Consider the following 26,303-nt stretch of genomic DNA (forward strand, 5'->3'; position numbering starts at 1 on the left):
TAACGGAAAATAACCATGTTACAGGTATATCTTGTTCGCCACGGCGAAACAGAATGGAATGTGGCGCGGCGTATTCAAGGTCAATCCGACAGTGCGCTAACACCGCGAGGCGAGAAGCAGGCTTATCAGACGGCTGAACGTATCAGAACATTGGGCATTACGCATATTTTTACCAGCGATTTGGGGCGTACACGTCAGACGACGGAAATTATCGCCAGTGCCTGCGCCGACTGCCAGATCGTCTTGGAGCCGGGGCTACGCGAATTGCATATGGGCGTTCTTGAAGAACGTGATATTGACACCTTGAGTCTGCAAGAAGAAGCCTGGCGTAAACAGCTGGTGGATGGTACGCCGAACGGTCGGATCCCCGAAGGGGAGTCGATGAGCGAACTGGCCGAACGCATGCATCGCGTGTTGGCGCGTTGCCTGACGTTGCCGAAAGGCAGCCAGCCGTTGTTGGTCAGCCATGGGATGGCGCTGGGATGCTTGTTGAGCACGATACTGGGATTACCCGCATCGGCGGAGCGACGACTGCGTTTGCGCAACTGCTCCCTGTCGCGCATTGATTATCAGCAAAGTCCGTGGCTGGCTCCTGGCTGGGTAGTGGAAACCGCCGGAGATATTTCGCACCTGGATATACCCGCATTGGATGAGCTACAGCGCTGATTGATTCTCGGGGTGCTGGATGGGGATAAGATATTCGCAGCGAATGATTTTTGGGATATCCTCACCCTGTTCGGGATTGGGGTAAAAACGCTCTGCGTCAAACCCCTTCCGACGGGTGATCTGAAATGTCGGCAGACAGGTGTCATACAACGTGATGATAAAATCCTGTAGCCCGTCAGCCGCCCCCTCATAGACAAACATGGCGTAATCGCCGCCCGGTAAGGTGATCGGCTCGCCGGTATGCACGTCGTCCGGCAGGTATTGTGGCTCCAGCGCGGTGGTGTAAAGCACTTCATGCTCGTCGTCTTTTTCCTTGCTCGGCTGCGAATGATGCAGCCCGTACAGTACGGGTGGGATCGTTTTAGTCTCTCCCAGGAACTGACGCCAGTAGTGAATACGGATTTCAGTTCTGAAATTACAAATCTGTTCCAGACGGCAGTTATAGGTTTGCGTCAGGCCGAGCAACTTTGTTTCCGGCAGCGTGATGAACTGGGGCTGTGGCAAGGTGAATTCGCCTAATCGAATCGGCGGATGGATGCCGAAGGTATTCCAGTTATCGGAACGACGATAGGAAGCTGGCGTCTGGGCAAACTGCTTTTTGAATGCCCGGGTGAACGTTTGCTGGGAATCAAAGCGATATTGCAGAGCAATATCCAGGATGGGTCTACTGGTCAGGCAAAGAGCGACCGCAGCTTTGGTAAGCCGCCGTGCGCGAATATATGAACCAATAGCATGGCCTGTGACATCTTTGAACATTCGTTGTAGATGCCATTTTGAATAACCCGCTTTCGCCGCGACATTATCGAGTGATAAAGGCTGGTCGAGATGGCTTTCCAGCCAGTTAAGCAGATCACGTATAATACCGGCTTGATCCATAGATCTTCCTCGTCAAACACATTGAGCACTGAACGTATTGAGATCCTGCATCATAGCAATTTTTTGACATTGTCACCGCTTAAGATTCTTGAAAGTATTCAGCAGGCAATTTGGGTAACATGGCTGACGACGGCGATGTATTTGAGCGTGCGCTTCCCGGTGACGCAATGACGAATCATTTATGACGGATAATCAGAGAATCTGGAATATGAGCAAAAAGTTAATGACAGGTATCGGCTTGTTGATGTTATCGGCGACGAGCGTCGTGCGAGCAGAGCAGATAGGTTCCGTTGACACGGCGTTTAAGTTGCTGGGGCCGGACCATAAAATTGTGGTGGAGGCATTTGACGATCCTGGGGTGAATAATGTTACCTGCTATATCAGCCGGGCAAAAACCGGCGGTATCAAGGGTGGGTTGGGACTGGCGGAGGATACCGCTGATGCGGCGATTTCCTGCCAGCAGGTCGGACCGATTACGTTGACGGATAAAATCAAAAGCGCTGGCGATCGGGGAGAGGTGGTTTTCCAGAAACGGACATCGCTGGTTTTCAAAAAGCTGCAAGTGGTACGGTTTTACGATCAGAAGCGTAATTCGCTGATCTATTTGACCTATTCGGATCGTCTGGTCGATGGGTCGCCAAAGAATGCCTTGAGCGCGGTACCCGTTATGCCATGGGAAAAAGCAGCTAACTGAGAATAGAAAAACAGGTAGCGTTATTTGATGTGAACGCTACTGAAAGAGCCGAAGCAGCAGACTGCTTCGGCTGGGTGATCTCAGTCTTCCAGGTCGCCACAGAAACGATAGCCTTCACCATGGATGGTGGCGATGATTTCCGGCGTATCAGCCGTTGACTCGAAATGTTTACGGATACGGCGGATCGTCACGTCAACGGTGCGGTCATGAGGCTTCAACTCGCGTCCGGTCATTTTCTTCAGCAATTCTGCGCGAGACTGGATTTTTCCGGGATTCTCACAAAAATGCAGCATGGCCCGGAACTCGCTGCGCGGCAGCTTGTATTGCTCGCCGGCCGGGCTGACCAGTGAACGACTGTTGATGTCCAACTCCCAGCCATTGAAGCGGTAGCTTTCAACCAGGCGACGTTCTTCTGTGCCACCGCCCAGATTCATGGTGCGGGACAACAGGTTGCGCGCACGAATTGTCAACTCACGCGGATTGAACGGCTTGGTAATATAGTCATCAGCACCAATTTCCAAACCAAGGATTTTATCGACTTCGTTATCACGGCCAGTGAGGAACATCAATGCAACACTGGCTTGCTCACGTAATTCACGCGCCAACAGCAAGCCATTTTTACCCGGCAGATTGATATCCATGATGACCAGATTGATGTCATTTTCCGACAGAATATGGTGCATTTCTGCGCCATCTGTGGCTTCGTGAACGATGTAGCCTTCTGCCTCAAAAATACTTTTGAGGGTATTACGAGTTACCAACTCGTCTTCAACAATAAGAATGTGCGGCGTCTGCATGTTTGCTACCTAAAATTGCCAACTAAAATATAGAAATCGGAAGTACAGAAGTCGCTGTTATCATTGGAGCTATATGAGGTAAAGGTCACCATCTCACTCAACATTAGACTAAAGTACGTAAATACGTTCCTGGTGCACATTTCACCGGCCAGAGGAATGGCAATTAGGTGATGGCAGAGCGGATCTGACTGCGCTCAAAATGTGGTGCACAGTTTAACCTTATTAACAGCAACATAACAGTAAGCACTGATTTTGCTTGCTGACAAATTTACGGTTCCGTTGACATATATCAAACTTCATTGTAGCACGTTAACTATTTTGTGAAAAAGACTTACAAGATTGCCAGTTTAAGTCACAATTTAGCATCTTTTATACACGATTCAGCATAGCAAATGCTGATGACAGCAATAAGATAGTTTGGCTGAAAATTCGTGGCCTGATGGATATGCGCTGAAATTAATTATCTAATTTTTATTGGAAATAATCAATTAAGACGGCGTTTCTTCAATGAATCCCCCGTTTCTTTTCAGCGGCAGAATGATGCCCGGCATTTTGTTGTGTTGTTGTTAATTTTTCACCGTCATGACGGTTCGGCCTTTGCCCCATTGGAAGCGTTTTCGCCGGCGTATTTTTACGCCATAGAGGATATCTATGCAGTTTCATATTATTTTGGTTAACCCCGCGCGCGCCGAGAACGTGGGTGCGGCAGCTCGAGCGATGAAAACCATGGGATTCAGTAGCTTGCGTATTGTGGGCAGCACCGCCCATCAGGAACCTGCGGCGGGCTGGGTGGCGCACGGTTCGGGAGATATTCTTGGCGCGGCCACGATGTTTTCCACCCTGCAAGCGGCGCTGGCCGATGTGGATTTTACCATTGCGACAACTGCGCGTAGCCGCGCCCGCTTTCGTTATTACTGTACGCCGGTCGAGTTACTGGGGGTTATGCAGGAAAAGGCACACTGGGTCGGCTCTGCCGCGCTGGTGTTTGGGCGTGAAGATTCCGGGCTGACCAATGAAGAGCTTGAGCTGGCCGATGTGTTGACCGGCGTGCCGATGAAGGCTGACTATCCGTCTCTTAATCTGGGACAGGCGGTGATGGTGTACTGCTATCAACTGGCAGAATTAATGCAGATCCAACCGGATAAGGCGAGCCTGCCGCCAGCTGGATCGTTGTCGGCATTGCGGCAGCGTCTGGAACGATTGCTGATGACGCTGGGCGTTAGTGAGGATGAGAAACTGCGAGACTGGATCCATCAACGGCTGGGGCGTTTAGAACATCGCGACACGGCGATGCTGCATACTTTGCTGCATGATGTTGAGAAAGTGCTATCCAAAGAAGATAGCGACAAGTGATTTTTTTGCAGTAAAACATGTTGATTTATAGTTTTTAGTAAATAATTCTCTGGTTTATTCTCTGCCTTGTAGTTGATTTGACGTTTTTCGCGTATCGGTCGATGGGATGAAAAAAAAGAAATCCATTGACTTCAAGAGGCGATTGCCCTAACTAATAGGGCAGAATTTTTTAAATTTACTGAGACAAGCTTTTTCCATGCGTACTATCAGCCTGATCACCACGATTATTACCATCACCGGTACAACCAGTAACGGTGCGGGCTGACGCATACAACGAATCCGAAAAAGCCCGCACCGAACAGTGCGGGCTTTTTTTTATGGCAGAAATTCAGGAGAAAAATAAAAATGCGAGTGTTGAAATTTGGCGGGACTTCGGTGGCAAATGCGGAACGCTTTATGCGCGTTGCCGACATTATCGAAAGCAATGCGCGCCAGGGACAGGTTGCCACCGTACTGTCAGCCCCGGCAAAAATTACCAACCATCTGGTCGCGATGATCGAAAAAACGGTCGCCGGACAGGATTTACTGCCTAACCTTAACGACGCTGAAGCTATCTTCTCTTCTTTGCTGCAAGGTCTTGCCGAGTCCCAGCCCGGTTTTGAACTGGCTCGCCTTAAGTCGCTGGTGGATCAAGAATTTGCCCAGTTAAAACAGGTTCTGCATGGCATCGCGCTGTTGGGGCAGTGTCCCGACAGCGTGAATGCCGCTATCATTTGTCGCGGCGAAAAGCTGTCTATCGCCATTATGGAAGCGGTATTTCAGGCGCGTGGTTATGCGGTTTCCGTCATTAATCCGGTGGAAAAGCTGCTGGCTCAGGGGCATTATCTTGAATCCACCGTTGATATCAACGAATCTACCCGCCGTATAGCCGAAAGCGCCATTCCGAAAGACCACGTGATCCTGATGGCGGGGTTCACTGCGGGTAATGATAAAGGCGAACTGGTGGTGCTGGGCCGTAATGGTTCTGATTATTCTGCCGCGGTGCTGGCCGCTTGTCTGCGCGCCGACTGTTGTGAAATCTGGACGGATGTCGACGGTGTTTATACCTGCGATCCGCGTCAGGTGCCGGATGCCAGGTTGCTGAAGTCGATGTCCTATCAGGAGGCGATGGAGTTATCCTATTTCGGCGCCAAAGTCCTCCACCCCAGAACCATCGCTCCCATCGCCCAGTTCCAGATTCCCTGCCTTATCAAAAACACCGAAAACCCTCAGGCTCCCGGCACGCTGATCGGCATGGACAGCACTGATACGCAATATCCGGTCAAGGGCATCACCAACCTGAATAACATGGCGATGTTTAACGTCTCCGGCCCTGGTATGAAAGGCATGGTCGGTATGGCGGCGCGCGTGTTTGCGGCGATGTCTCGCGCGGGTATCTCGGTGGTGCTGATTACTCAGTCATCGTCTGAATACAGCATCAGTTTCTGCGTCTCGCAGAACGAATTGGCCCGTGCCAAAAAGACGCTGGAAGATGAATTCTATCTGGAACTGAAAGAGGGCGTGCTCGAACCGCTGGATGTCATGGAGCGTCTGGCTATCCTTTCCGTGGTGGGTGATGGCATGCGTACGCTGCGTGGCCTGTCTGCCCGCCTGTTTTCCGCGCTGGCGAGCGCCAATATCAACATCGTCGCCATCGCTCAGGGGTCATCGGAACGTTCCATTTCGGTTGTGGTCAGCAATGATATGGCGACAACCGGCGTCCGTGTCGCTCACCAGATGTTGTTTAATACCGATCAGGTGATCGATGTATTCGTCATTGGCGTAGGAGGAGTCGGCGGCGCGTTGTTGGAGCAGATCCACCGTCAGCAACCGTGGCTTAAACAGAAGCATATCGACCTGCGGGTTGTCGGGATTGCCAACTCCAGGGCGCTGCTGACCAATATTAACGGTATTCCGATGGACACCTGGCGTGATGAACTGGCAAAAGCCAGCGAACCTTTCAATCTGGGTCGTTTGATTCGTCTGGTAAAAGAATATCATTTGCTGAACCCGGTGATTGTCGATTGTACGTCAAATCAGGCCGTAGCCGATCAGTATGCAGACTTTCTGGCGGATGGCTTCCATGTGGTTACGCCGAATAAGAAAGCCAATACCGGTCCTATGAGCTACTACCAGCTGCTGCGCAGCGCCGCCGCGAAATCACGCCGCCGCTTCCTGTACGACACTAACGTAGGCGCCGGTCTGCCAGTCATTGAAAACCTTCAGAACTTGCTGAACGCCGGGGACGAACTGATTCGCTTCACCGGTATTCTGTCGGGTTCGCTGTCCTTCATTTTCGGTAAGCTGGACGAAGGCATGTCTTTATCCGAAGCGACGGCGCAGGCCAAAGAGAAAGGCTATACCGAGCCCGATCCCCGTGATGATTTGTCCGGTATGGATGTCGCGCGTAAGTTGCTGATTCTGGCGCGTGAAGCAGGGTATAAACTGGAGCTGGATGATATTGAAGTCGAGTCTGTCCTGCCAACCAGTTTCGATGCCTCTGGTGATGTGGATAGCTTCATGCGCCGCTTGCCGTCAGTCGATGATGAGTTCGCCAGCCGTATCGCGCAGGCGCGGGATGAAGGTAAAGTGTTACGCTATGTCGGCATGATCGAAGACGGGCGCTGTAAAGTGCAGATCAGCGCAGTGGGTGGCAACGATCCGTTATTCAAAGTCAAAGATGGCGAGAACGCGCTGGCATTCTACAGTCGTTACTATCAGCCACTGCCGTTGGTATTAAGAGGGTATGGCGCCGGTAATGATGTTACCGCCGCTGGTGTATTTGCAGATTTGCTGCGTACCCTGTCATGGAAGTTGGGAGCTTAATTATGGTTAAGGTTTATGCACCGGCATCGATTGGCAACGTCAGCGTCGGGTTTGATGTGCTGGGTGCGGCTGTTTCTCCGGTAGACGGCTCGCTGCTGGGGGACTGTGTCTCTGTTGTCGCTGCGGATCGATTCAGTTTGCGTAGTGAAGGCCGATTCGTCAGCAAATTGCCAGACGATCCAAAGCAAAACATTGTTTATCAATGCTGGGAACGTTTTTGTCAGGAGATTGGTAAAACCGTACCGGTTGCCATGACGCTCGAAAAAAACATGCCGATCGGATCCGGTTTGGGCTCCAGCGCCTGTTCGGTGGTCGCTGGTTTGATGGGAATGAACGAGTTCTGCGGTAAACCACTGGATGACGTCCGTCTGTTGACCCTGATGGGCGAGCTGGAAGGCCGTATTTCCGGCAGCGTACATTATGATAATGTAGCTCCTTGCTTCCTCGGCGGTATCCAGCTGATGCTGGAAGAGGAAGGCATCATCAGCCAGCCGGTACCGGCTTTTGACGACTGGCTATGGGTGATGGCGTATCCGGGCATCAAGGTGTCAACGGCCGAAGCGCGGGCGATTTTACCCGCGCAATATCGTCGTCAGGATTGTGTCAGCCATGGCCGTTATCTGGCCGGTTTTATCCACGCCTGCCATACCGGGCAAGCGTCGCTGGCGGCCAAATTGATGAAAGACGTCATAGCAGAACCCTATCGCACCAAACTCCTGCCCGGTTTCGCCGCAGCACGTAAAGCCGCAGAGGATATCGGCGCGCTGGCCTGTGGTATTTCCGGTTCGGGGCCGACGCTCTTTTCCGTGTGCAATGATATGGACAGCGCACAGCGCCTGGCCCACTGGCTACGGGATAACTATTTGCAGAACGATGAAGGTTTTGTTCATATTTGCCGTCTGGATACAACAGGCGCACGACAACTGGGATAATGCATGAAACTGTACAACCTTAAAGATCATAACGAGCAGGTCAGCTTTGCTCAGGCCATCAAGCAAGGTCTGGGAAGCCAGCAAGGGCTGTTCTTTCCTCTGGAACTGCCTGAGTTTGAGCGTACTGAAATCGATGCGCTGCTGAAACTGGATTTTGTTACCCGCAGCAGCCGTATTCTGTCTGCCTATATCGGTGATGAAATACCGGCGGAGACGGTATTTCAGCGTGTGAAGGCGGCTTTCGCGTTCCCGGCGCCTGTCGCGCCCGTCACAGAAGACATTGCCGCGCTGGAACTGTTCCACGGTCCGACTCTGGCATTCAAAGATTTTGGCGGCCGTTTTATGGCGCAGATGCTGACGGAAGTCTCCGGCGACGACAAGATTACGATTCTGACTGCGACCTCCGGCGACACCGGCGCGGCAGTCGCTCATGCGTTTTACGGTTTGGATAATGTCCGTGTGGTGATCCTTTATCCGCGTGGCAAAATCAGCCCATTGCAGGAAAAACTGTTCTGTACGCTGGGGGGGAATATTCATACTATCGCGGTCGATAGTGATTTTGACGCCTGTCAGGCTCTGGTTAAACAGGCTTTCGACGATGAAGAGCTGAAAAAGACGATTGGTCTGAATTCCGCCAACTCCATCAACATCAGCCGCCTGCTGGCACAAATCTGCTATTACTTTGAAGCGGTCGCACAGTTGCCGCAGGAAGCGCGTAATCAACTGGTCGTCTCCGTACCGAGTGGTAACTTTGGCGACCTGACTGCCGGTCTGTTGGCTAAATCACTGGGGCTGCCGATTAAACGTTTTATCGCGGCAACCAATGCAAATGATACGGTACCGCGTTTCCTGAGCAGCGGAGCCTGGGAACCCAATAAAACGGTCGCGACGCTGTCCAACGCCATGGACGTGAGCCAGCCGAATAACTGGCCGCGAGTGGAGGAATTGTTCCGCCGTAAAAACTGGCAGTTGAAAACGCTGGGCTTTGGTGCGGTGAGTGATGAAACCACCAAAGAAACCCTGCATGAGCTTGAAGCGCTGGGTTATACCTCTGAACCACACGCTGCAATTGCTTATCGTCTGTTGCGCGATCAGCTCCAGCCCGGTGAATTCGGCTTATTCCTTGGAACCGCCCACCCGGCAAAATTCAAGGAAAGCGTAGAGGCCATTCTGGGTAAAGAACTGGAACTGCCTGAAGCGCTGGCGAAACGCGCCGATCTGGCTTTGCTGTCTCATCATTTCCCGAATGATTTCGCAGCGTTGCGTCAGTTCCTGATGACGTTGCCGCAATAACTTCTTTTCAATTTTCAAGGGCGGAGTTCTCCGCCCTTGTCGGGTGATTCGCTTTATTGCTGGTGGCGTTTAAACACCAGTTCGTGAACGGATGATTCCTCTTCTTCGAAAAAGTAACCTTCCAAATTAAAGTCTTTCAGTTGTTCCGGCTGTGTCAGGCGATTCTGGATAATAAAGCGGCTCATCAGCCCGCGCGCTTTTTTGGCATAGAAGCTGATGACTTTAAATTTGCCGTTTTTTTCATCTAAAAATACGGGTTTGATCAGCGTCGCTTGCAGCTTTTTCGGTTGCACCGCTTTGAAATATTCGTCAGAGGCCAGATTGACCAGAATGTCGTCACCTTGTTCGCTCAGGGCCTGATTCAGCTTTTCGGTTATGATGCCGCCCCAGAAACTATACAGGTCCTTACCCGCTTTATTGTTGAGTTTGGTGCCCATTTCCAACCGATAGGGTTGCATCAGATCCAGCGGTCGCAGAACGCCGTATAAACCGGACAGCATACGTAAATGCTTCTGGGCAAAATCAAAATCATCTTCGCTGAAGTTTTCCGCCGCCAAACCCGTATAGACATCCCCCTTAAACGCTAATAGCGCCTGACGCGCATTATCGGGGGTAAAGTCAGGGTGCCAGTCATTGAAACGCGCGGCATTCAAACCGGCCAGTTTGTCGCTGATACTCATGAGCGAAGCGATTTGTGCGGGCGTCAGCGTTTTGCAAACAGAAATCAGCCGGCTGGAATAGTCCAATAGTTCCGGCTGAGTATAGCGTTGTGTTGCTAAAGGACTGGTGTAGTCAAGGGTTTTTGCGGGTGAAAGGGTTATCAGCATGCGCCATGTCCTGTAGGTCCGATTTTGTTGTTTTACTGTAGCAAATATCCAGCAAGAAAGCGGCGATGGTTATAACAGGAAAGGGCAATCGTCAGAACCTCTGTATGAGGTGAAAAGGCTGGCTTGCGTGGGGGGACGTGCGTGTTATTATCAGATTCTGGCTAAAACATGATGCCACCAGTTCATGCACTCAGTATTCATGCACTAACAATCCATGTACAAACAATGAGAAATGCCAACATGACGGATAAACTGACTTCCCTACGCCAATTGACGACGGTTGTGGCTGACACCGGCGATATCGCGGCCATGAAATTGTATCAGCCGCAAGATGCGACCACTAACCCTTCACTGATTCTGAATGCGGCTCAGATCCCTGAATATCGCAAACTGATTGATGAAGCGATCGCCTGGGCCCGTTTGCAGAGCAGCAACCGTGAGCAGCAGGTGGTGGATGCAACCGATAAGCTGGCGGTAAACATTGGTCTTGAGATTTTAAAACTGATCCCGGGCCGTATTTCTACGGAAGTAGATGCTCGTCTGTCTTACGATACGGAAGCCAGCGTTGCGAAAGCAAAACATCTTATTAAGTTGTATAACGATGCCGGCATCAGTAATGACCGCATTCTGATCAAGCTGGCTTCTACCTGGCAGGGTATTCGCGCAGCCGAGCAGTTAGAAAAAGAAGGGATCAACTGTAACCTGACGTTATTGTTCTCTTTTGCTCAGGCTCGGGCGTGTGCTGAAGCGGGCGTTTTCCTGATTTCCCCGTTTGTAGGCCGTATCCTGGATTGGTATAAAGCCAATGGCGATAAAAAAGATTTTGCGCCAGATGAGGATCCAGGCGTTGTTTCTGTTAGTGAAATCTACAGTTACTACAAAGAACATGGCTATGAAACGGTTGTTATGGGCGCAAGCTTCCGTAACGTAGGCGAAATTCTGGAACTGGCTGGCTGTGACCGTCTGACTATCGCCCCGGCGCTGCTGAAAGAGCTGTCTGAAAGCGAAGGCGAAGTTGTTCGCAAGCTTTCTTATACCGGTGATGTGAAGGCGCGTCCGGCGAAGATGACTGAAGCGCAGTTCTACTGGCAGCATAATCAGGATCCCATGGCTGTTGATAAGTTGGCTGACGGTATCCGCAAATTTGCTGTTGACCAGGTGAAGCTTGAAAAAATGATCGCTGACTTACTGTAATTGTTCCTGAGTGTTGAAATAGCCGGATGAGAATGATTGTTCGGCTATTTTTTTGCGCTGCGGGCGCGTTTGCCATTCGCTCACTTGGTATTTAAATAGACGATGATTATTTGGCAACGGTATTGCGGTTTTTTTTGGCAATATAAAGATTTTCGTCAGCACGTTTCATGACGTCTATTAACCCTTCTTCGGCAATATTGTATTTAACCAAGCCAATGCTGACCGTCAGATTTATTCTATTGCCATTTGATGCTTCATAATGGTTATCGTTGATCCGGGCTCTGGCGCGCTCCACCACTATGTAAGCATCATCCAGGTCCATATTGGGTAAAACAATGGCGAACTCATCGCCGCCAATACGCCCAAAAATATCTTCACGACGAAATGATCTTTTTAAAATATCGGCGACAAACTTCAAGGCGTAATCCCCCGCGCTATGGCCGAATGTATCATTCACCCTCTTGAAGTGATCGATATCAATTAAAATCATGCAAACGGGATGTTTGGTAAAATCGGAAATGTTCAGGGCTTTATTCGCCGCCATAAAGAAGGCATCTCGCCGCAGGTATCCTGTCAGATCGTCATATCTGGCTATGGTGGGTAATTCGATCAGGTACTTTTTGGCTAATACAGACAGAAGACTACCTAAAACAGCGGAAATCAGAACAATGCTCAGTATGCCGATGATGCCGGACAACGATCTAAACGTATCAAATAGAGAAGGGGGCGGCGTTTCCGAATTGGTTCTTATGCGAATGCCCAGCAGCTCATCCGTAGGTGATAAAATGGGAAAAATGCTTGTTAATGTATCTTTCCCGGCATATTCACCGATAGATGGTAATTTATTCTGACAGATTCTGATGATCGACATATCATTAAAATGCAGCTCTGTCTCTGAGAGTCGGCCAATACATTCACTGCGCGTATCGCCGGTATTAAAAGCGAAGGTTCTGATGCGGGCAGAAACATAGCTCCCCGTTTTATGGGTAACGTCACTATCTTTAACTTCCGCCCCGGAACTATAAGATGAATAGGCTTTAATCGTTGTATCAAGATTGTGTTTTTCAATTTTCCAGACGTTTTTGTCTGATTCATGCATAAAAGCAACGGTGATAAAAAAAGCCAGTGTGCCGAACAGAAAGAAAGCAGGGATTGGATGGGAAAATATATTTAATATCTTATACTTAATTGTGCTCATAGGGTACTTCCTTGGTGTGGCTTTTTCTATTTCTCAAGGTACTGCAAAAGCGCGTTGATTTTATCATATGATCTAAATGCAGGTTATGATTAATCATAGCCTATCTCGTTATTTTTCCTCTCCATACGTGATGTTTTATTACATAAACATCGGAGATTGGACTCTGCCTTTGAAAAGGCGCCTCATTATATTTCCATTATCTAATTTTCATTTTCTATTTCAGATAGTTATTGACTGGCAAGTTTTGTCGTATTTTCGAGATGCTATTTAATAACTATTATCATGTAAGCAGTATGGAAGACTAGCCAGAAAAGCTTCAGTTGCACAAATTTCTTGTCTGCATGGTGGTTTGGTGGCGTAAATCAGATAATATTCTGATAAGACTAGGTTTTCAGCGAGGTGTTTATGAACATATTGTGTATTGGTCTGGTATCTATTTCTGACCGGGCATCCAGCGGGGTTTATCAGGATAAAGGAATACCCGCATTGAAAGAATGGTTGTCCAGCGCCCTGACCACGCCTTTTGAGATTGAAACCCGTCTGGTGCCCGATGAACAGACTCTGATTGAACAAACGCTATGTGAACTGGTGGATGAACGCGGCTGCCATCTGGTGTTGACCACGGGAGGCACGGGGCCCGCCCGTCGCGATGTGACGCCCGATGCAACGCTGGCGGTAGCCGATCGCGAAATGCCAGGGTTTGGGGAGCAAATGCGGCAGATTAGCCTGCAATTTGTTCCTACAGCCATTTTGTCGAGACAGGTTGGCGTCATTCGTAAACAGGCGTTGATTCTCAATCTGCCGGGACAGCCCAAATCGATTAAAGAAACGCTGGAAGGACTGAAAGATGCGCATGGCAAAGTGGTGATGGCGGGAATTTTTGCCAGCGTGCCTTATTGCATCCAGTTACTGGAAGGCCCTTATATCGAGACCGATCCGCAGGTGGTAGCAGCTTTTCGTCCTAAAAATGCCATACGTGAAATAAAAAACTGAAGTTAGGCGATTTCAAACATAAGATTCAGCTTTGCTGGTGTATCATAATTTTGCCGCTATAGTAATTTTTGCTTTACATAAAGCGGCGGAATTTTATTGATCTCACTCTTGCACTGCACGGTAACTTATGGCAAACGAGCATCTTCACCTTCATTCACAACATCGCCGATTAAATCGGCAGGATTATAAAACGCTGTCTCTGGCTGCGCTGGGTGGCGCGCTGGAGTTTTATGATTTCATCATTTTCGTTTTTTTCGCTGCCGTTATTGGCGATCTCTTTTTCCCGTCGGATATTCCCGAGTGGCTGCGTCAGGTTCAGACCTTTGGCATCTTTGCCGCCGGTTATCTCGCGCGTCCGCTGGGGGGCATTGTTATGGCCCACTTTGGCGATCTGGTCGGGCGTAAAAAGATGTTCAGTCTGAGTATCTTGCTGATGGCTTTGCCCACGCTGGCCATGGGGATGCTGCCGACCTATGAGGTTATCGGCATCGCGGCACCGCTGCTTCTGCTATTGATGCGAGTGCTGCAAGGCGCGGCCATTGGCGGTGAAGTGCCTGGGGCATGGGTATTCGTCTCAGAGCATGTTCCACGCTCGCGCATCGGTTTTGCCTGCGGCATCCTGACCGCAGGGCTGACCATGGGGATTTTGTTGGGATCGCTGGTGGCCACCTTGCTGAATACGGTACTGACTTCCGATCAGATGTTGGCCGGCGGCTGGCGTTTGCCGTTCTTTATTGGCGGGATCTTTGGGCTGGTGGCGATGTATTTACGCCGTTGGTTGCAGGAAACGCCGATCTTTATGGAAATGCAGGCCCAAAAGAAATTGGCGGAAGAGTTACCGTTGAAATCGGTGGTGGTGAATCACCGGAAAGCGGTGGTGGTTTCCATGCTGCTGACCTGGATGCTGTCCGCTTGTATTGTCGTGGTGATTCTTATGGCGCCGACGTATCTGCAAAAAGTACATGGTATTTCTGCCGCACTCGCATTACAGGCAAACTGTCTGGCGACGATTATGCTGATGGTGGGCTGCATCGGCGCCGGCCTGCTTGTTGACCGCTTCGGCGCCAGTAAAATGTTTATCCTGGGCAGTTTGTCGCTGGCCGTATGCAGTTGGTTCTTTTACAGCACGGCGGCGGGCAATCCGGGTCTGCTTTTTATCGGCTACGCGATTGTCGGCTTAAGCGTCGGCGTTGTTGGCGCGGTTCCTTATGTGATGGTGCGCGCTTTCCCGGCGGAAGTCCGTTTCTCGGGGATCTCGTTTTCTTATAATGTTTCCTATGCGATCTTCGGCGGTTTAACGCCGATCTTTGTCACATTGATTATGAAGATAACGCCGCTGGCTCCGGCATTTTATGTGCTGACGCTGTCCGGCGTCGGTCTGCTGTTGGGGATTTATTTGCATCGTGATTTGAATAGCGAGCGGCACGACAAACTGGCGGGGGAAGAGGATTCCCGTTCACCTGTCGGTATTTAATTCGGTTGCCTGTAACGGTAAAAAGCCCAGTCATGTTGACTGGGCTTCCTTTATCACTGAATAGCCGTGAAACTCAGTGTGTACCGCACGCGCCGATTGGCAGAACGGTGCGACCATATTGCTCGTTCAGCACTTCAGCCATCGCGAGATAAATCGCACTTGCACCGCAGATAATGCCTTCGAAACCGGCAAAAGTCAGCAGTGCATGGTTCCCGGTGAAATTACCGATTGCCAGCAAGGCAAACAGAACGGTGAGGCTGGCAAAAACAAACTGTAGCGCGCGGTTGGCCCGCAATGTTCCGAAGAACATAAACAGCGTGAAAACGCCCCACAGACCAAGAAATACCCCCAGGAACTGTGCATCACTGGCGTCTGCCAGACCCATTTTAGGCAGCATGATAATAGCGACCAGTGTCAGCCAGAACGCGCCGTAAGAGGTGAACGCGGTCATGCCGAAGGTATTCCCTTTTTTGTATTCCAGTAGTCCTGCCAGAATCTGGGCAATACCGCCGTAAAAAATGCCCATGCTGAGAATAATAGAAGAAAGCGGGAAAAAGCCTGCGTTGTGCAAGTTCAGTAAAATAGTTGTCATCCCGAAGCCCATCAGTCCTAATGGACCGGGATTCGCCAACGTGTTCGTATGCATAAATCCTCTGCAATAACAGATCATCAAAATAGGTGTTGTTTAAGGTGTTATTGCCCGCCATAACGCCGGGGATTTCCTTTTTTTGTGGCCTGCCACCCTTGGCCATCCCCTGACGGGACGTTGCGGCGCAACGTCAAAATTTTTCCTGAAAATTATTTTTTACAGCGAGCGCGGCATCATATCGGGCGCGCTGAGCGGACACAACATGGCGAAGAAAGAATAGTTTGATCCCACAGGGGATAACGGTCATTTTTTTTCATGTCCCCCCTTGATGATGGAATTGTTGACCCCATCTTATTTCCAACCAAAACAGTTTGACCATGCCAGAAAGGTTTATGTGGGATCGTTAAATTTGCATCGCCATCTCTGAATAGACGGCGATGCAAAAGAAAAACGAGGTCATGACGTTGAAAAACGACATACCGCCCGCATAGTAGGTTGAACTACCACACCGAATATGACTTTATTAGTGGAGATGTTTAGATGGGTAAGATTATTGGTATCGACCTGGGTACGACCAACTCTTGTGTAGCGATTATGGACGGTACGCAGGTTAAAGTACTGGAAAACAGCGAAGGCGATCGCACGACACCTTCAATCATTGCTTATACGCAAGACGGTGAAACTCTGGTTGGCCAACCGGCTAAACGTCAGGCGGTGACTAACCCGAAAAATACCCTGTTTGCGATTAAGCGTCTGATTGGTCGTCGTTTTAAAGACGAAGAAGTACAGCGCGACACCAATATTATGCCGTACAAAATCATTGCGGCCGATAATGGTGATGCCTGGTTGGAAGTGAAAGACCAGAAAATGGCTCCGCCGCAGATTTCAGCTGAAGTGCTGAAGAAAATGAAGAAAACGGCCGAAGATTATCTGGGTGAAGCGGTGACTGAAGCGGTGATTACCGTTCCGGCCTACTTCAACGATGCTCAGCGTCAGGCAACCAAAGATGCAGGGCGTATCGCAGGTCTGGAAGTAAAACGTATCATTAACGAACCGACGGCGGCGGCGCTGGCGTATGGTTTGGATAAGGAAGTGGGTAACCGCACCATTGCGGTATATGACCTGGGTGGTGGTACTTTCGATATTTCTATCATCGAAATCGATGAGGTTGATGGCGAAAAAACTTTCGAAGTTCTGGCAACCAACGGTGATACCCACCTGGGTGGCGAAGATTTCGATAGCCGTCTGATCAATTATCTGGTTGATGAATTCAAGAAAGATCAGGGTTTCGATCTGCGTAACGATCCGCTGGCTATGCAGCGTCTGAAAGAAGCCGCAGAAAAAGCCAAGATTGAACTGTCTTCTGCACAACAGACTGACGTGAATCTGCCGTACATCACCGCGGATGCAACGGGGCCGAAACACCTGAACATCAAAGTGACGCGCGCCAAACTGGAGTCGTTGGTAGAAGATCTGGTGAATCGTTCTCTGGAGCCGCTGAAAGTTGCTTTGCAGGATGCCGGACTGTCCGTGTCTGAAATCCAGGATGTGATTCTGGTGGGTGGTCAGACTCGTATGCCACTGGTACAGAAGAAAGTGGCTGACTTCTTCGGTAAAGAACCACGTAAAGACGTGAACCCGGATGAAGCCGTTGCTATCGGTGCTGCGGTTCAGGGCGGCGTTCTGTCGGGTGATGTGAAAGACGTGCTGCTGCTGGACGTGACCCCATTGTCTCTGGGTATCGAAACCATGGGTGGCGTGATGACGGCGCTGATTGCCAAAAACACCACTATTCCGACCAAGCACAGCCAGGTGTTCTCGACAGCGGAAGATAACCAGTCTGCGGTAACCATTCATGTACTGCAGGGTGAACGTAAACGTGCGCATGACAACAAGTCTCTGGGCCAATTCAATCTGGATGGTATCCAGCCTGCGCCGCGCGGTATGCCGCAGGTCGAAGTGACCTTTGATATCGATGCGGATGGTATCCTGCATGTTTCCGCGAAAGATAAGAACAGCGGTCGTGAGCAGAAAATCACTATCAAGGCATCCTCTGGTCTGAATGAGGACGAGATCCAGAAAATGGTTCGCGATGCCGAGGCGAATGCGGAATCTGACCGTAAGTTTGAAGAACTGGTTCAGACCCGTAACCAGGGCGATCACCTGTTGCATAGCACTCGCAAGCAGCTGGAAGAAGTGGGTGATAATCTGGCCGCTGATGATAAAACCGCTGTTGAAGACGCCTTGAAAGCATTGGAAAGCGCGCTGAAAGGTGAAGACAAAGCGGATATCGAAGCGAAAATCCAGGCGCTGGTTCAGGCTTCCGGTAAGCTGCTGGAAGCGTCTCAGCCACAGGCTCAGGCGGGTGCTGAAAGTGCGGCCGGTGATACTTCCGCTCGTAAAGACGACGATGTAGTTGATGCCGAGTTTGAAGAAGTAAAAGATAAAAAATAATCGCCCTTGAGCGGGCGCAGTAACGGTAACTATTAACTGTTGCTGGCAACCAGCACGGGCGTTGAGGAAACTCTGCGCCCGTGCACGCATGTTGAGGGCAGGAAAAAAAGAATGGCGAAGCAAGACTATTACGAGATTTTAGGCGTTGCTAAAGGTGCGGAAGAGCGTGAGATTAAGAAGGCTTATAAGCGTCTGGCGATGAAGTATCACCCGGATCGTAATTCTGGTGATAAAGAGGCCGAAGCCCGCTTTAAAGAGATTAAGGAAGCCTACGAGATCCTCACCGACTCACAGAAACGTGCCGCCTACGATCAGTACGGCCATGCTGCATTTGAACAAGGTGGTATGGGAGGCGGTGGTTTTGGCGGCGGAGCCGATTTTGGTGATATTTTTGGCGACGTCTTCGGTGATATTTTTGGCGGTGGTCGCCGCCAGCGCGCGAGTCGCGGCGCCGATTTACGCTATAACATGGAGCTGTCGCTGGAAGAGGCTGTCCGCGGGGTTTCCAAAGAGATCCGTATCCCTACGCTTGAAGAGTGCGATGTTTGCCATGGCAGCGGGGCTAAGCCTGGCAGCTCGCCCGTCACCTGTCCGACCTGTCATGGTAACGGTCAGGTACAGATGCGTCAGGGCTTTTTCACCGTTCAACAAGCCTGTCCGCACTGTCATGGCCGTGGGAAGATCATTAAAGATCCCTGCACGAAATGTCACGGTCATGGCCGGGTAGAAAAGAGCAAAACGCTGTCGGTGAAGATCCCTGCCGGGGTGGATACGGGCGATCGCATCCGTTTGTCAGGAGAAGGGGAAGCGGGGGAACATGGCGCGCCAGCCGGCGATTTATACGTTCAGGTTCAGGTGAGACCGCATCCGATTTTCCAGCGCGAAGAAAACAATCTGTACTGTGAAGTGCCGATTAATTTTGCCATGGCGGCGCTGGGCGGGGAAATTGAAGTGCCGACGCTGGATGGCCGGGTTAAGCTGAAAGTCCCCGCGGAAACGCAAACCGGGAAACTGTTCCGTATGCGCGGCAAAGGCGTGAAATCTGTTCGCGGCGGCGTTCAGGGCGATTTGTTGTGTCGGGTTGTGGTGGAAACGCCGGTTAACCTGAACGAGCGTCAAAAGCAACTGCTGCAAGAACTGGAAGAAAGCTTTGGCGGCCCATCAGGGGAAAGAAACAGCCCGCGTTCCAAGAGCTTTTTCGATGGTGTGAAGAAGTTTTTTGACGATCTGATCTAATCTGAAGTTGGCTTTGGGCAAAACAAGAATCCGGCTGGTAGCAACCAGCCGGATTGCATATCCTGCCGGCGTCGGGATCGGCTGTACCGTTGGGCGATATCGTGAATAACAGGGAAAAAGCATTTCCTGCTGAAGACGCAAAAAAACCGGCCTGAGCCGGTTTTTTTAACAACAATACAATACGCGAAACGCGATTATTGCATAGCGTTAATGCGCGCAACCAGATTGGATTTATGACGTGCAGCTTTATTTTTGTGGATCAGGCCTTTACCAGCCTGACGATCCACGATCGGTTGCATATCATTAAACGCATTCTGTGCCGCTTCTTTATCGCCAGTCGCGATCGCCGCGTATACTTTCTTGATGAAAGTACGCATCATGGAACGACGGCTTGCGTTATGCTTACGGCGCTTCTCAGATTGTACGGCGCGTTTCTTAGCTGATTTGATATTAGCCAAGGTCCAACTCCCAAATATATTCTATCGAGGACAATTCAAAGGCCGAGGAATATGCCCTTTTAGCCTTCGTTTGTCAATGGATTTGTGCAAATAAGCGCCGTTTGTACGTCGACGCTTGTTACGTTGTGATGGCGCAGGATTTTAACAGCTTCACGCGCCGGAATACAGCTTTTCGCATCATAAATTGATTATACCTGTCATCTTGCAGTTTGCGATCGCGTTGACGCTGCCTCGTGGCGTAAGCCATCGCGTTAACCAAGTTCCTGATGATTCATTCGATTGTCACTTTACCGCACCTGGATATCCCCCAATGGGGTGTACGTGATGAAACAATTCATCATATAAAACCCGGTCTGAATATCCGGTATGTTGCGGCGATCTACCGACGATTCAGCCAAAAATAGCAGAAATGGAGAGCGTATCGGGCATCGCGGCAGCAAAAGGCGTGAATCGCGGGTTAACCTTACTCGCTGTACAAGGTATAATCCGCCGATTTCCATTATTTAACCCATTTGTTCTGAGCCAGCCATGCAGCTAATTCGCGGTATACACAATCTTCGGGCACACCATTATGGCTGTGTGCTCACTATTGGTAATTTTGACGGCGTGCACCGCGGACATCAAATGTTGCTGGAGCGCTTGAAGCAGGAAGGACAGGCGCGCGGTTTACCCGTCATGGTGATGATCTTTGAACCGCAGCCGCTGGAATTGTTTTCTGCCGAAAAAGCGCCTGCGCGTTTGACTCGCCTGCGCGATAAAGTGAATTATCTGGCGAAGGCGGGGGTAGATTACCTGCTGTGCGTGAAGTTTGATGCGCATTTTGCCGCCAATCATGCCCAAACGTTTGTATCTACGCTGTTGGTGGAAAAACTGGGCGTCCGGTTTCTGGTGGTCGGAGACGACTTTCGTTTCGGGGCTGGTCGGCAGGGCGATTTCCTGTTATTACAAGATGCCGGGCTTAAGGCTGGGTTTGATGTCATCAGTACCGACTCATTCTGTAATAGCGGTAAACGGGTGAGCAGCACCGCCGTTCGCGAAGCGCTCAGCCATGATGATCTCGCGCTGGCGGAAAACCTGTTGGGCCATCCCTATAGTATTTCCGGGCGCGTAGTGCATGGAAATGAATTAGGGCGGACCATCGGTTTTCCGACCGCCAATCTGCCGTTGAAACGTCAGGTTTCGCCAGTCAGCGGCGTTTATGCTGTCAGTGTATATGGTCTGGGCGATGAGCCGTTGCCGGGCGTTGCCAATATCGGCACTCGTCCGACGGTAACGGGAGACCGGCGCCAGCAGCTTGAAGTGCATCTACTGGACGTGACGATGGATCTGTATGGTCGTCATATTGAAGTGGTACTGCGTAAAAAGATACGTAATGAACAGCGTTTTGCCTCGCTTGAAGCCTTAAAGCAGCAAATCGCCGATGATGTGGTGACGGCCCGGATATTTTTTGGGTTAAAGACACCGGTTTAATTTTTCTAGCCGAAGACGAAATCGAGAATCTAATGAGTGACTATAAGACTACCCTGAATTTGCCGGAAACAGGGTTCCCGATGCGTGGCGATTTGGCCAAGCGTGAACCTGACATGCTGAAACGTTGGTATGAGCAGGATCTGTACGGGATTATTCGTAATGCCAAAAAAGGTAAAAAAACCTTCATTCTGCATGATGGCCCTCCGTATGCGAATGGCAGCATTCATATTGGTCACTCGGTTAACAAAATTCTTAAAGATATTATCGTTAAGTCTAAAAGTCTGTCTGGCTATGACTCCCCTTATGTGCCGGGCTGGGACTGCCATGGCCTGCCTATCGAACTGAAAGTCGAACAGTTGATCGGTAAGCCGGGAGAGAAGGTGAGCGCGGCGGAATTCCGCGCCGAGTGCCGTAAATACGCGGCCGAACAGGTCGCCGGTCAGAAGAAAGACTTTATTCGCCTGGGCGTATTAGGTGACTGGGAACATCCTTACCTGACGATGGATTTCCAGACTGAAGCGAACATTATTCGGGCGCTGGGTCGCATTATTGAAAACGGCCACCTGCTTAAAGGTGCGAAACCGGTTCACTGGTGCGCCGACTGTGGTTCTGCGCTGGCCGAAGCCGAAGTGGAATATTACGATAAAACCTCGCCGTCCATCGATGTTGCGTTCAATGCCGTTGATCGCGGTGCGGTGCTGGCGAAATTCGGTCTGTCTGCTGATGCGGTGAAAGGCGATGTCTCGTTGGTCATTTGGACGACTACGCCCTGGACGTTGCCTGCCAACCGGGCGATTGCGCTTAATGCTGACTTTGAGTATGTCCTGCTTCAGGTGGCAGGGAAAAACATTATTGTTGCGGATGGATTAGCCGCCGCTGTCGCCCAGCGTATCGCCGGAGACGCTAACGGCGACGCGACGTTTGTTGAGTTAACCGAAAATAAGGTAAAAGGCAGCGAGTTGGAACTGTTGCGTTTCCAACATCCGTTCATGGGCTTTGACGTTCCGGTTATTCTGGGCGAGCACGTGACGCTGGACGCGGGTACCGGTGCGGTGCATACCGCACCGGGGCATGGTCCGGAAGACTACGTCATCGGTCAGCAGTATGGGTTGGAAATCGCCAATCCGGTAGGGCCGAACGGCTGCTACCTGAGCGGGACTTATCCTGAACTGGACGGTAAGTTTGTCTTTAAAGCCAATGATCTCATTGTTGAGATTCTGCGTGAAAAAGGCGCTCTGCTGCATGTGGAAAAACTGCTGCACAGCTATCCGTGCTGCTGGCGTCACAAAACGCCTATCATCTTCCGTGCCACTCCGCAGTGGTTTGTCAGCATGGATCAGAAAGGTCTGCGTCAGCAGTCTCTGGCTGAAATCAAAGGCGTGCAGTGGATCCCTGACTGGGGTCAGGCACGTATTGAAGCGATGGTCGCTAACCGTCCCGACTGGTGTATTTCCCGTCAGCGCACCTGGGGCGTACCGATGTCGTTGTTCGTTCACAAAGAAACGGAAGAATTGCATCCGCGCACCAGCGAACTGATTGAGGCCGTTGCCAAACGCGTTGAGCAGGATGGTATTCAGGCATGGTGGGATCTTGATCCGGCCGATGTATTGGGGGCTGAGGCCGAACATTACGTTAAGGTGCCGGATACGCTGGACGTATGGTTCGACTCCGGGTCAACGCATGCTTCGGTGGTTGATGTTCGCCCTGAGTTTGGCGGTCATTCCGCGGATATGTACCTTGAAGGTTCCGATCAACATCGCGGCTGGTTTATGTCTTCACTGATGATCTCTACCGCGATCAAAGGTAAAGCGCCTTATCGTCAGGTTCTGACTCACGGTTTCACCGTTGATGGTCAGGGTCGCAAGATGTCCAAGTCGATCGGCAATACCGTCAGCCCGCAGGATGTGATGGATAAACTGGGGGCCGATATTCTGCGTCTGTGGATCGGTTCAACTGATTATTCGGGCGAGATCGCCGTTTCCGATGAGATTCTGAAACGTTCAGCCGATGCTTATCGTCGTATTCGTAATACCGCACGTTTCCTGCTGGCCAACCTGAACGGATTCGATCCGCAGCAGCATATGGTGAAACCCGAAGAAATGGTGGTGCTGGATCGCTGGGCGGTCGGCTGTGCGAAAGCGGCGCAGGAAGAGATTATCGAAGCCTACGAGAGCTATGATTTTCACCGTGTCGTACAACGGCTGATGCAGTTCTGCTCCATTGAAATGGGCTCGTTCTATCTTGATATCATCAAGGACCGTCAATACACCGCGAAAGGCGACAGCGTTGCCCGTCGCAGCTGTCAGACGGCGCTGTATCATATCTGCGAAGCGCTGGTTCGCTGGATGGCGCCTATCCTGTCATTCACCGCAGATGAAATCTGGGGCTACCTGCCGGGCGATCGCGCTCAGTATGTCTTTACCGAGGAGTGGTATGACGGCCTGTTCGGCCTGGATTCGGCCGAGACCATGAATGACGCTTTCTGGGCGGACATCCTGAAAGTGCGCAGTGAAGTCAACAAAGTGATTGAGCAGGCGCGTAATGACAAGCGAATCGGCGGATCGCTGGAAGCATCCGTCACTCTTTATGCCGATGCCAATCTGGCGGGTAAATTGAATCGACTGCATCAGGAACTGCATTTTGCGCTGTTGACCTCGAAAGCGCTGGTTGAGCGCTATGAAGACGCGCCTGCCGATGCGCAAGCTACGGAACTCTCCGGACTGAAAATTGCCTTAAGCAAGGCGGAAGGGCACAAGTGTCCTCGCTGCTGGCACTATGAGTCAGATATCGGCATTAACGCCGATCAGCCTGACATTTGTGGTCGCTGTGCAACTAACGTCGGCGGCAATGGAGAAGAGCGTAAATTTGTCTGATGAATAAATCGATCTGTTCGAGCGGATTGCGCTGGCTTTGGCTGGCGCTACTGGTTTTGGTTATCGACCTTGGCAGCAAACAGTGGATTCTCGCTCACTTTGCGCTGGGGGAGACGCAGCCTCTGTTTCCTTCTCTGAATCTGCACTATGCGCGGAATTACGGTGCGGCATTCAGTTTCCTGGCAGATAAAGGCGGCTGGCAGCGCTGGTTCTTTGCGGGTATTGCGGTAACGATTGTGGTCGCCTTGCTGGTGATGATGTATCGCGGCAGTGCGCGGCAAAAGTTAAATAACATTGCTTACGCGCTGATCATCGGCGGTGCGTTAGGCAATCTGTTTGACCGGACGTGGCATGGATTTGTTGTGGACTTCATCGACTTCTATATGGGGGACTGGCACTTCGCCACCTTTAATCTGGCAGATAGCGCGATCTGTGTTGGCGCTGCGCTGATCGTACTGGAAGGTTTTTTCAATACGCATGATGATGCCGTCAAACAAAAGGGTCACTGATGTCTGAGACTGTACAGAGCAACAGCGAGGTGCTGGTGCACTTTATCCTGACGTTGGCGGATGGTTCTGCGGCGGAGTCTACCCGCGAAAGCGGTAAACCCGCGTTGTTCCGCCTGGGGGATGGCAGTTTGTCCAGCGAATTGGAACAGAACCTGCTGGGGCTCAGGCGCGGCGACAGACGTAAGTTCACGTTACCGCCGGAATCTGCGTTTGGGCCGACCAATCCCGATCTGATTCAGTTCTTCCTGCGTCGTGATTTTGCCGGGACCGGCGTGCCGGATGTGGGCACGATTATGCTGTTCAGCGGCATGGGCGGTAATGATATGCCCGGAATTATCCGCGAAGTGGCGGAAGAGTCCATCACCGTGGATTTCAATCACCCGCTGGCAGGCCAGGCTATTACGTTCGATCTGGAAGTGCTGGAGATCGATCCTTTACGGCAGGAGGTTCCCCATGCAAATCTTGCTGGCTAACCCACGCGGTTTTTGTGCGGGGGTCGATCGGGCTATCAGCATTGTTGAACGAGCGCTGGAGATATACGGTACGCCAATCTACGTTCGTCACGAAGTGGTTCATAATCGCTATGTGGTTAACGGATTACGTGAACGCGGGGCGATATTCATTGAGCAGATTAATGAAGTACCGGATGGTTCGATTCTGATTTTCTCTGCGCATGGCGTTTCACAGGCGGTGCGTGCCGAAGCAAAAAGCCGCGACCTGACGGTGTTTGATGCCACCTGTCCTCTGGTGACCAAGGTGCATATGGAAGTGGCCCGTGCCAGCCGTAAAGGGACCGAAGCGATTCTGATTGGGCATGCGGGTCACCCGGAAGTGGAAGGCACGATGGGGCAGTACAATAACGTCAAAGGCGGAATGTATCTGGTCGAGTCGCCCGAGGATGTTTGGCAGTTGCAGGTGAAGGATGAAACCGACCTCTGCTTTATGACACAGACGACGTTGTCGGTTGATGATACCTCGGCGGTGATTGACGCGCTGCGCGCGCGTTTCCCGCAAATTGTTGGTCCGCGCAAAGATGATATCTGTTATGCCACCACGAACCGCCAGGAAGCGGTACGTAATCTGGCGGCTGAAGCGGACGTGGTGCTGGTGGTGGGTTCCAGGAACTCTTCCAACTCCAATCGTTTGGCTGAACTGGCTCAGCGGGCGGGCAAAGCCGCCTACCTGATTGATGCGGCAGAAGACATTCAGGAAAGCTGGTTGACTGGCGTGTCACAGGTTGGCGTCACCGCCGGCGCATCAGCGCCGGATATTCTGGTTCAGCAGGTCATTAAACGCTTGCAGGCGTTAGGCGGCAAGATTACCGTTGAAATGCAGGGGCGTGAAGAGAATATCGTTTTTGAAGTACCGAAAGAGCTGCGTGTAGAAGTAAAACAGATCGATTAATATACTGCGGCGGTGCGGTCTGCACCGCCGTCCTCTCCATTTGCGTCTTCTTTTGTCTGCGTATTGTACGATTCACCACTGATAACGATGTGATAAAAATGCATGTTTATGCGTTAATACATTAAGTGGCTTTCGGCGCAACGACTTATCCTGTGAGCACCTTTGTTGCCGCTTACGTTTTTAGCGACGGTTTTTCAGGATATTGATC

At 51.0% G+C, this 26,303-nt stretch carries 23 protein-coding genes and 1 other annotated feature; of the genes, 17 read left to right on the forward strand and 6 right to left on the reverse strand.

Features of this window, described 5'->3' with window-relative positions; translation table 11 throughout:
• The first annotated feature begins 15 nt into the window (after nucleotides 1–15).
• Nucleotides 16–666, forward strand: coding sequence for a 2,3-diphosphoglycerate-dependent phosphoglycerate mutase GpmB (gene gpmB, locus B4923_RS00520; RefSeq protein WP_109052401.1), 651 nt, complete (start codon nucleotides 16–18; stop codon nucleotides 664–666).
• Here the strand turns inward: gpmB and robA are convergent.
• A complete protein-coding gene (gene robA / locus B4923_RS00525) occupies nucleotides 655–1,542 on the reverse strand; it encodes an MDR efflux pump AcrAB transcriptional activator RobA (RefSeq protein ID WP_109052402.1) in 888 nt (295 codons plus the stop codon). The two genes, gpmB and robA, sit on opposite strands and share 12 nt — an antisense overlap.
• Nucleotides 1,543–1,765: 223 nt before the next feature.
• On the opposite strand from robA, the gene creA reads away from it, so the two are divergent.
• Nucleotides 1,766–2,236, forward strand: a complete 471-nt coding sequence (gene creA, locus B4923_RS00530) for a protein CreA (protein WP_425428576.1) — start codon at nucleotides 1,766–1,768, stop codon at nucleotides 2,234–2,236.
• Between the two features lie 80 nt (nucleotides 2,237–2,316).
• Here creA and arcA read toward each other — a convergent pair whose 3' ends face one another.
• Nucleotides 2,317–3,033, reverse strand: coding sequence for a two-component system response regulator ArcA (arcA, locus tag B4923_RS00535; protein ID WP_109052404.1), 717 nt, complete (start codon nucleotides 3,031–3,033; stop codon nucleotides 2,317–2,319).
• Between the two features lie 651 nt (nucleotides 3,034–3,684).
• On the opposite strand from arcA, the gene B4923_RS00540 reads away from it, so the two are divergent.
• The 5 genes from B4923_RS00540 to thrC all read left to right on the forward strand — a co-directional run bounded on the left by B4923_RS00540 (nucleotide 3,685) and on the right by thrC (nucleotide 9,416).
• Complete coding sequence (locus B4923_RS00540; RefSeq protein ID WP_109052405.1) at nucleotides 3,685–4,386, forward strand: tRNA/rRNA methyltransferase; 702 nt, start codon at nucleotides 3,685–3,687, stop codon at nucleotides 4,384–4,386.
• Between the two features lie 196 nt (nucleotides 4,387–4,582).
• Nucleotides 4,583–4,651: a thr operon leader peptide gene (gene thrL, locus B4923_RS21275; RefSeq protein WP_109052666.1), complete on the forward strand. Its 69-nt coding sequence runs from the start codon at nucleotides 4,583–4,585 to the stop codon at nucleotides 4,649–4,651.
• Nucleotides 4,590–4,704 (forward strand) — a sequence feature (Thr leader region). (Overlaps the previous gene by 62 nt.)
• Before the next feature lie 27 nt (nucleotides 4,705–4,731).
• The gene (gene thrA, locus B4923_RS00550) at nucleotides 4,732–7,191 is read left to right on the forward strand and encodes a bifunctional aspartate kinase/homoserine dehydrogenase I (protein ID WP_109052406.1); all 2,460 of its coding nucleotides are present in this window, start codon (nucleotides 4,732–4,734) and stop codon (nucleotides 7,189–7,191) included.
• Nucleotides 7,192–7,193: 2 nt separating this feature from the next.
• Nucleotides 7,194–8,123, forward strand: a complete 930-nt coding sequence (gene thrB, locus B4923_RS00555) for a homoserine kinase (RefSeq protein WP_109052407.1) — start codon at nucleotides 7,194–7,196, stop codon at nucleotides 8,121–8,123.
• Nucleotides 8,124–8,126: 3 nt separating this feature from the next.
• Nucleotides 8,127–9,416 (forward strand): threonine synthase, encoded by a 1,290-nt coding sequence (gene thrC, locus B4923_RS00560; RefSeq protein ID WP_109052408.1) that lies wholly within the window; start codon nucleotides 8,127–8,129, stop codon nucleotides 9,414–9,416.
• 53 nt (nucleotides 9,417–9,469) lie between these two features.
• Here the strand turns inward: thrC and yaaA are convergent, their stop codons facing one another.
• Nucleotides 9,470–10,243, reverse strand: coding sequence for a peroxide stress protein YaaA (yaaA, locus tag B4923_RS00565; protein ID WP_109052409.1), 774 nt, complete (start codon nucleotides 10,241–10,243; stop codon nucleotides 9,470–9,472).
• Between the two features lie 240 nt (nucleotides 10,244–10,483).
• Between yaaA and tal the strand changes: the two genes are divergently transcribed.
• The gene (gene tal, locus B4923_RS00570) at nucleotides 10,484–11,437 is read left to right on the forward strand and encodes a transaldolase (RefSeq protein ID WP_109052410.1); all 954 of its coding nucleotides are present in this window, start codon (nucleotides 10,484–10,486) and stop codon (nucleotides 11,435–11,437) included.
• A 106-nt stretch (nucleotides 11,438–11,543) separates the two neighbouring features.
• Here tal and B4923_RS00575 read toward each other — a convergent pair whose 3' ends face one another.
• A complete protein-coding gene (locus B4923_RS00575; RefSeq protein WP_109052411.1) occupies nucleotides 11,544–12,635 on the reverse strand; it encodes a GGDEF domain-containing protein in 1,092 nt (363 codons plus the stop codon).
• A 405-nt stretch (nucleotides 12,636–13,040) separates the two neighbouring features.
• Here B4923_RS00575 and mog point away from each other — a divergent pair, with 405 nt between their 5' ends.
• Both mog and B4923_RS00585 read left to right on the forward strand, forming a co-directional pair.
• Entirely contained in the window at nucleotides 13,041–13,628 is a 588-nt protein-coding gene (gene mog / locus B4923_RS00580; protein ID WP_109052412.1) for a molybdopterin adenylyltransferase, read from the forward strand.
• 127 nt (nucleotides 13,629–13,755) lie between these two features.
• Nucleotides 13,756–15,102 (forward strand): MFS transporter, encoded by a 1,347-nt coding sequence (locus B4923_RS00585; RefSeq protein WP_109052413.1) that lies wholly within the window; start codon nucleotides 13,756–13,758, stop codon nucleotides 15,100–15,102.
• Nucleotides 15,103–15,175: 73 nt separating this feature from the next.
• Here B4923_RS00585 and satP read toward each other — a convergent pair whose 3' ends face one another.
• Nucleotides 15,176–15,748, reverse strand: a complete 573-nt coding sequence (gene satP, locus B4923_RS00590) for an acetate uptake transporter (protein WP_109052414.1) — start codon at nucleotides 15,746–15,748, stop codon at nucleotides 15,176–15,178.
• Nucleotides 15,749–16,231: 483 nt separating this feature from the next.
• Here satP and dnaK point away from each other — a divergent pair, with 483 nt between their 5' ends.
• Nucleotides 16,232–18,145: a molecular chaperone DnaK gene (dnaK, locus tag B4923_RS00595; RefSeq protein WP_109052415.1), complete on the forward strand. Its 1,914-nt coding sequence runs from the start codon at nucleotides 16,232–16,234 to the stop codon at nucleotides 18,143–18,145.
• A gap of 111 nt (nucleotides 18,146–18,256) precedes the next feature.
• Nucleotides 18,257–19,381 carry a molecular chaperone DnaJ gene (gene dnaJ / locus B4923_RS00600; RefSeq protein ID WP_109052416.1) on the forward strand — a complete coding sequence of 375 codons (1,125 nt, stop codon included), beginning with the start codon at nucleotides 18,257–18,259 and terminating at the stop codon, nucleotides 19,379–19,381.
• Nucleotides 19,382–19,575: 194 nt separating this feature from the next.
• Here the strand turns inward: dnaJ and rpsT are convergent, their stop codons facing one another.
• Nucleotides 19,576–19,839 carry a 30S ribosomal protein S20 gene (gene rpsT, locus B4923_RS00605; protein WP_109052417.1) on the reverse strand — a complete coding sequence of 88 codons (264 nt, stop codon included), beginning with the start codon at nucleotides 19,837–19,839 and terminating at the stop codon, nucleotides 19,576–19,578.
• 528 nt (nucleotides 19,840–20,367) lie between these two features.
• On the opposite strand from rpsT, the gene ribF reads away from it, so the two are divergent.
• Genes ribF through ispH form a run of 5 tightly spaced genes read left to right on the forward strand, consistent with a single transcriptional unit; the run spans nucleotide 20,368 to nucleotide 26,095 of the window.
• Complete coding sequence (ribF, locus tag B4923_RS00615) at nucleotides 20,368–21,309, forward strand: bifunctional riboflavin kinase/FAD synthetase (RefSeq protein WP_109052418.1); 942 nt, start codon at nucleotides 20,368–20,370, stop codon at nucleotides 21,307–21,309.
• Nucleotides 21,310–21,341: 32 nt separating this feature from the next.
• Entirely contained in the window at nucleotides 21,342–24,182 is a 2,841-nt protein-coding gene (ileS, locus tag B4923_RS00620) for an isoleucine--tRNA ligase (RefSeq protein WP_109052419.1), read from the forward strand.
• The gene (gene lspA, locus B4923_RS00625; RefSeq protein WP_109052420.1) at nucleotides 24,182–24,691 is read left to right on the forward strand and encodes a signal peptidase II; all 510 of its coding nucleotides are present in this window, start codon (nucleotides 24,182–24,184) and stop codon (nucleotides 24,689–24,691) included. Before ileS ends, lspA begins: the two co-directional genes overlap by 1 nt.
• On the forward strand, nucleotides 24,691–25,164 hold the full coding sequence (fkpB, locus tag B4923_RS00630) for an FKBP-type peptidyl-prolyl cis-trans isomerase (RefSeq protein WP_109052421.1): 474 nt from the start codon (nucleotides 24,691–24,693) through the stop codon (nucleotides 25,162–25,164). The genes lspA and fkpB overlap by 1 nt, the downstream gene beginning before the upstream one ends.
• Complete coding sequence (gene ispH / locus B4923_RS00635; RefSeq protein WP_109052422.1) at nucleotides 25,145–26,095, forward strand: 4-hydroxy-3-methylbut-2-enyl diphosphate reductase; 951 nt, start codon at nucleotides 25,145–25,147, stop codon at nucleotides 26,093–26,095. Before fkpB ends, ispH begins: the two co-directional genes overlap by 20 nt.
• The last annotated feature ends 208 nt before the right edge of the window (nucleotides 26,096–26,303 follow it).

Source organism: Brenneria roseae subsp. americana, assembly GCF_003115815.1.
Lineage (GTDB): Bacteria > Pseudomonadota > Gammaproteobacteria > Enterobacterales > Enterobacteriaceae > Brenneria > Brenneria roseae.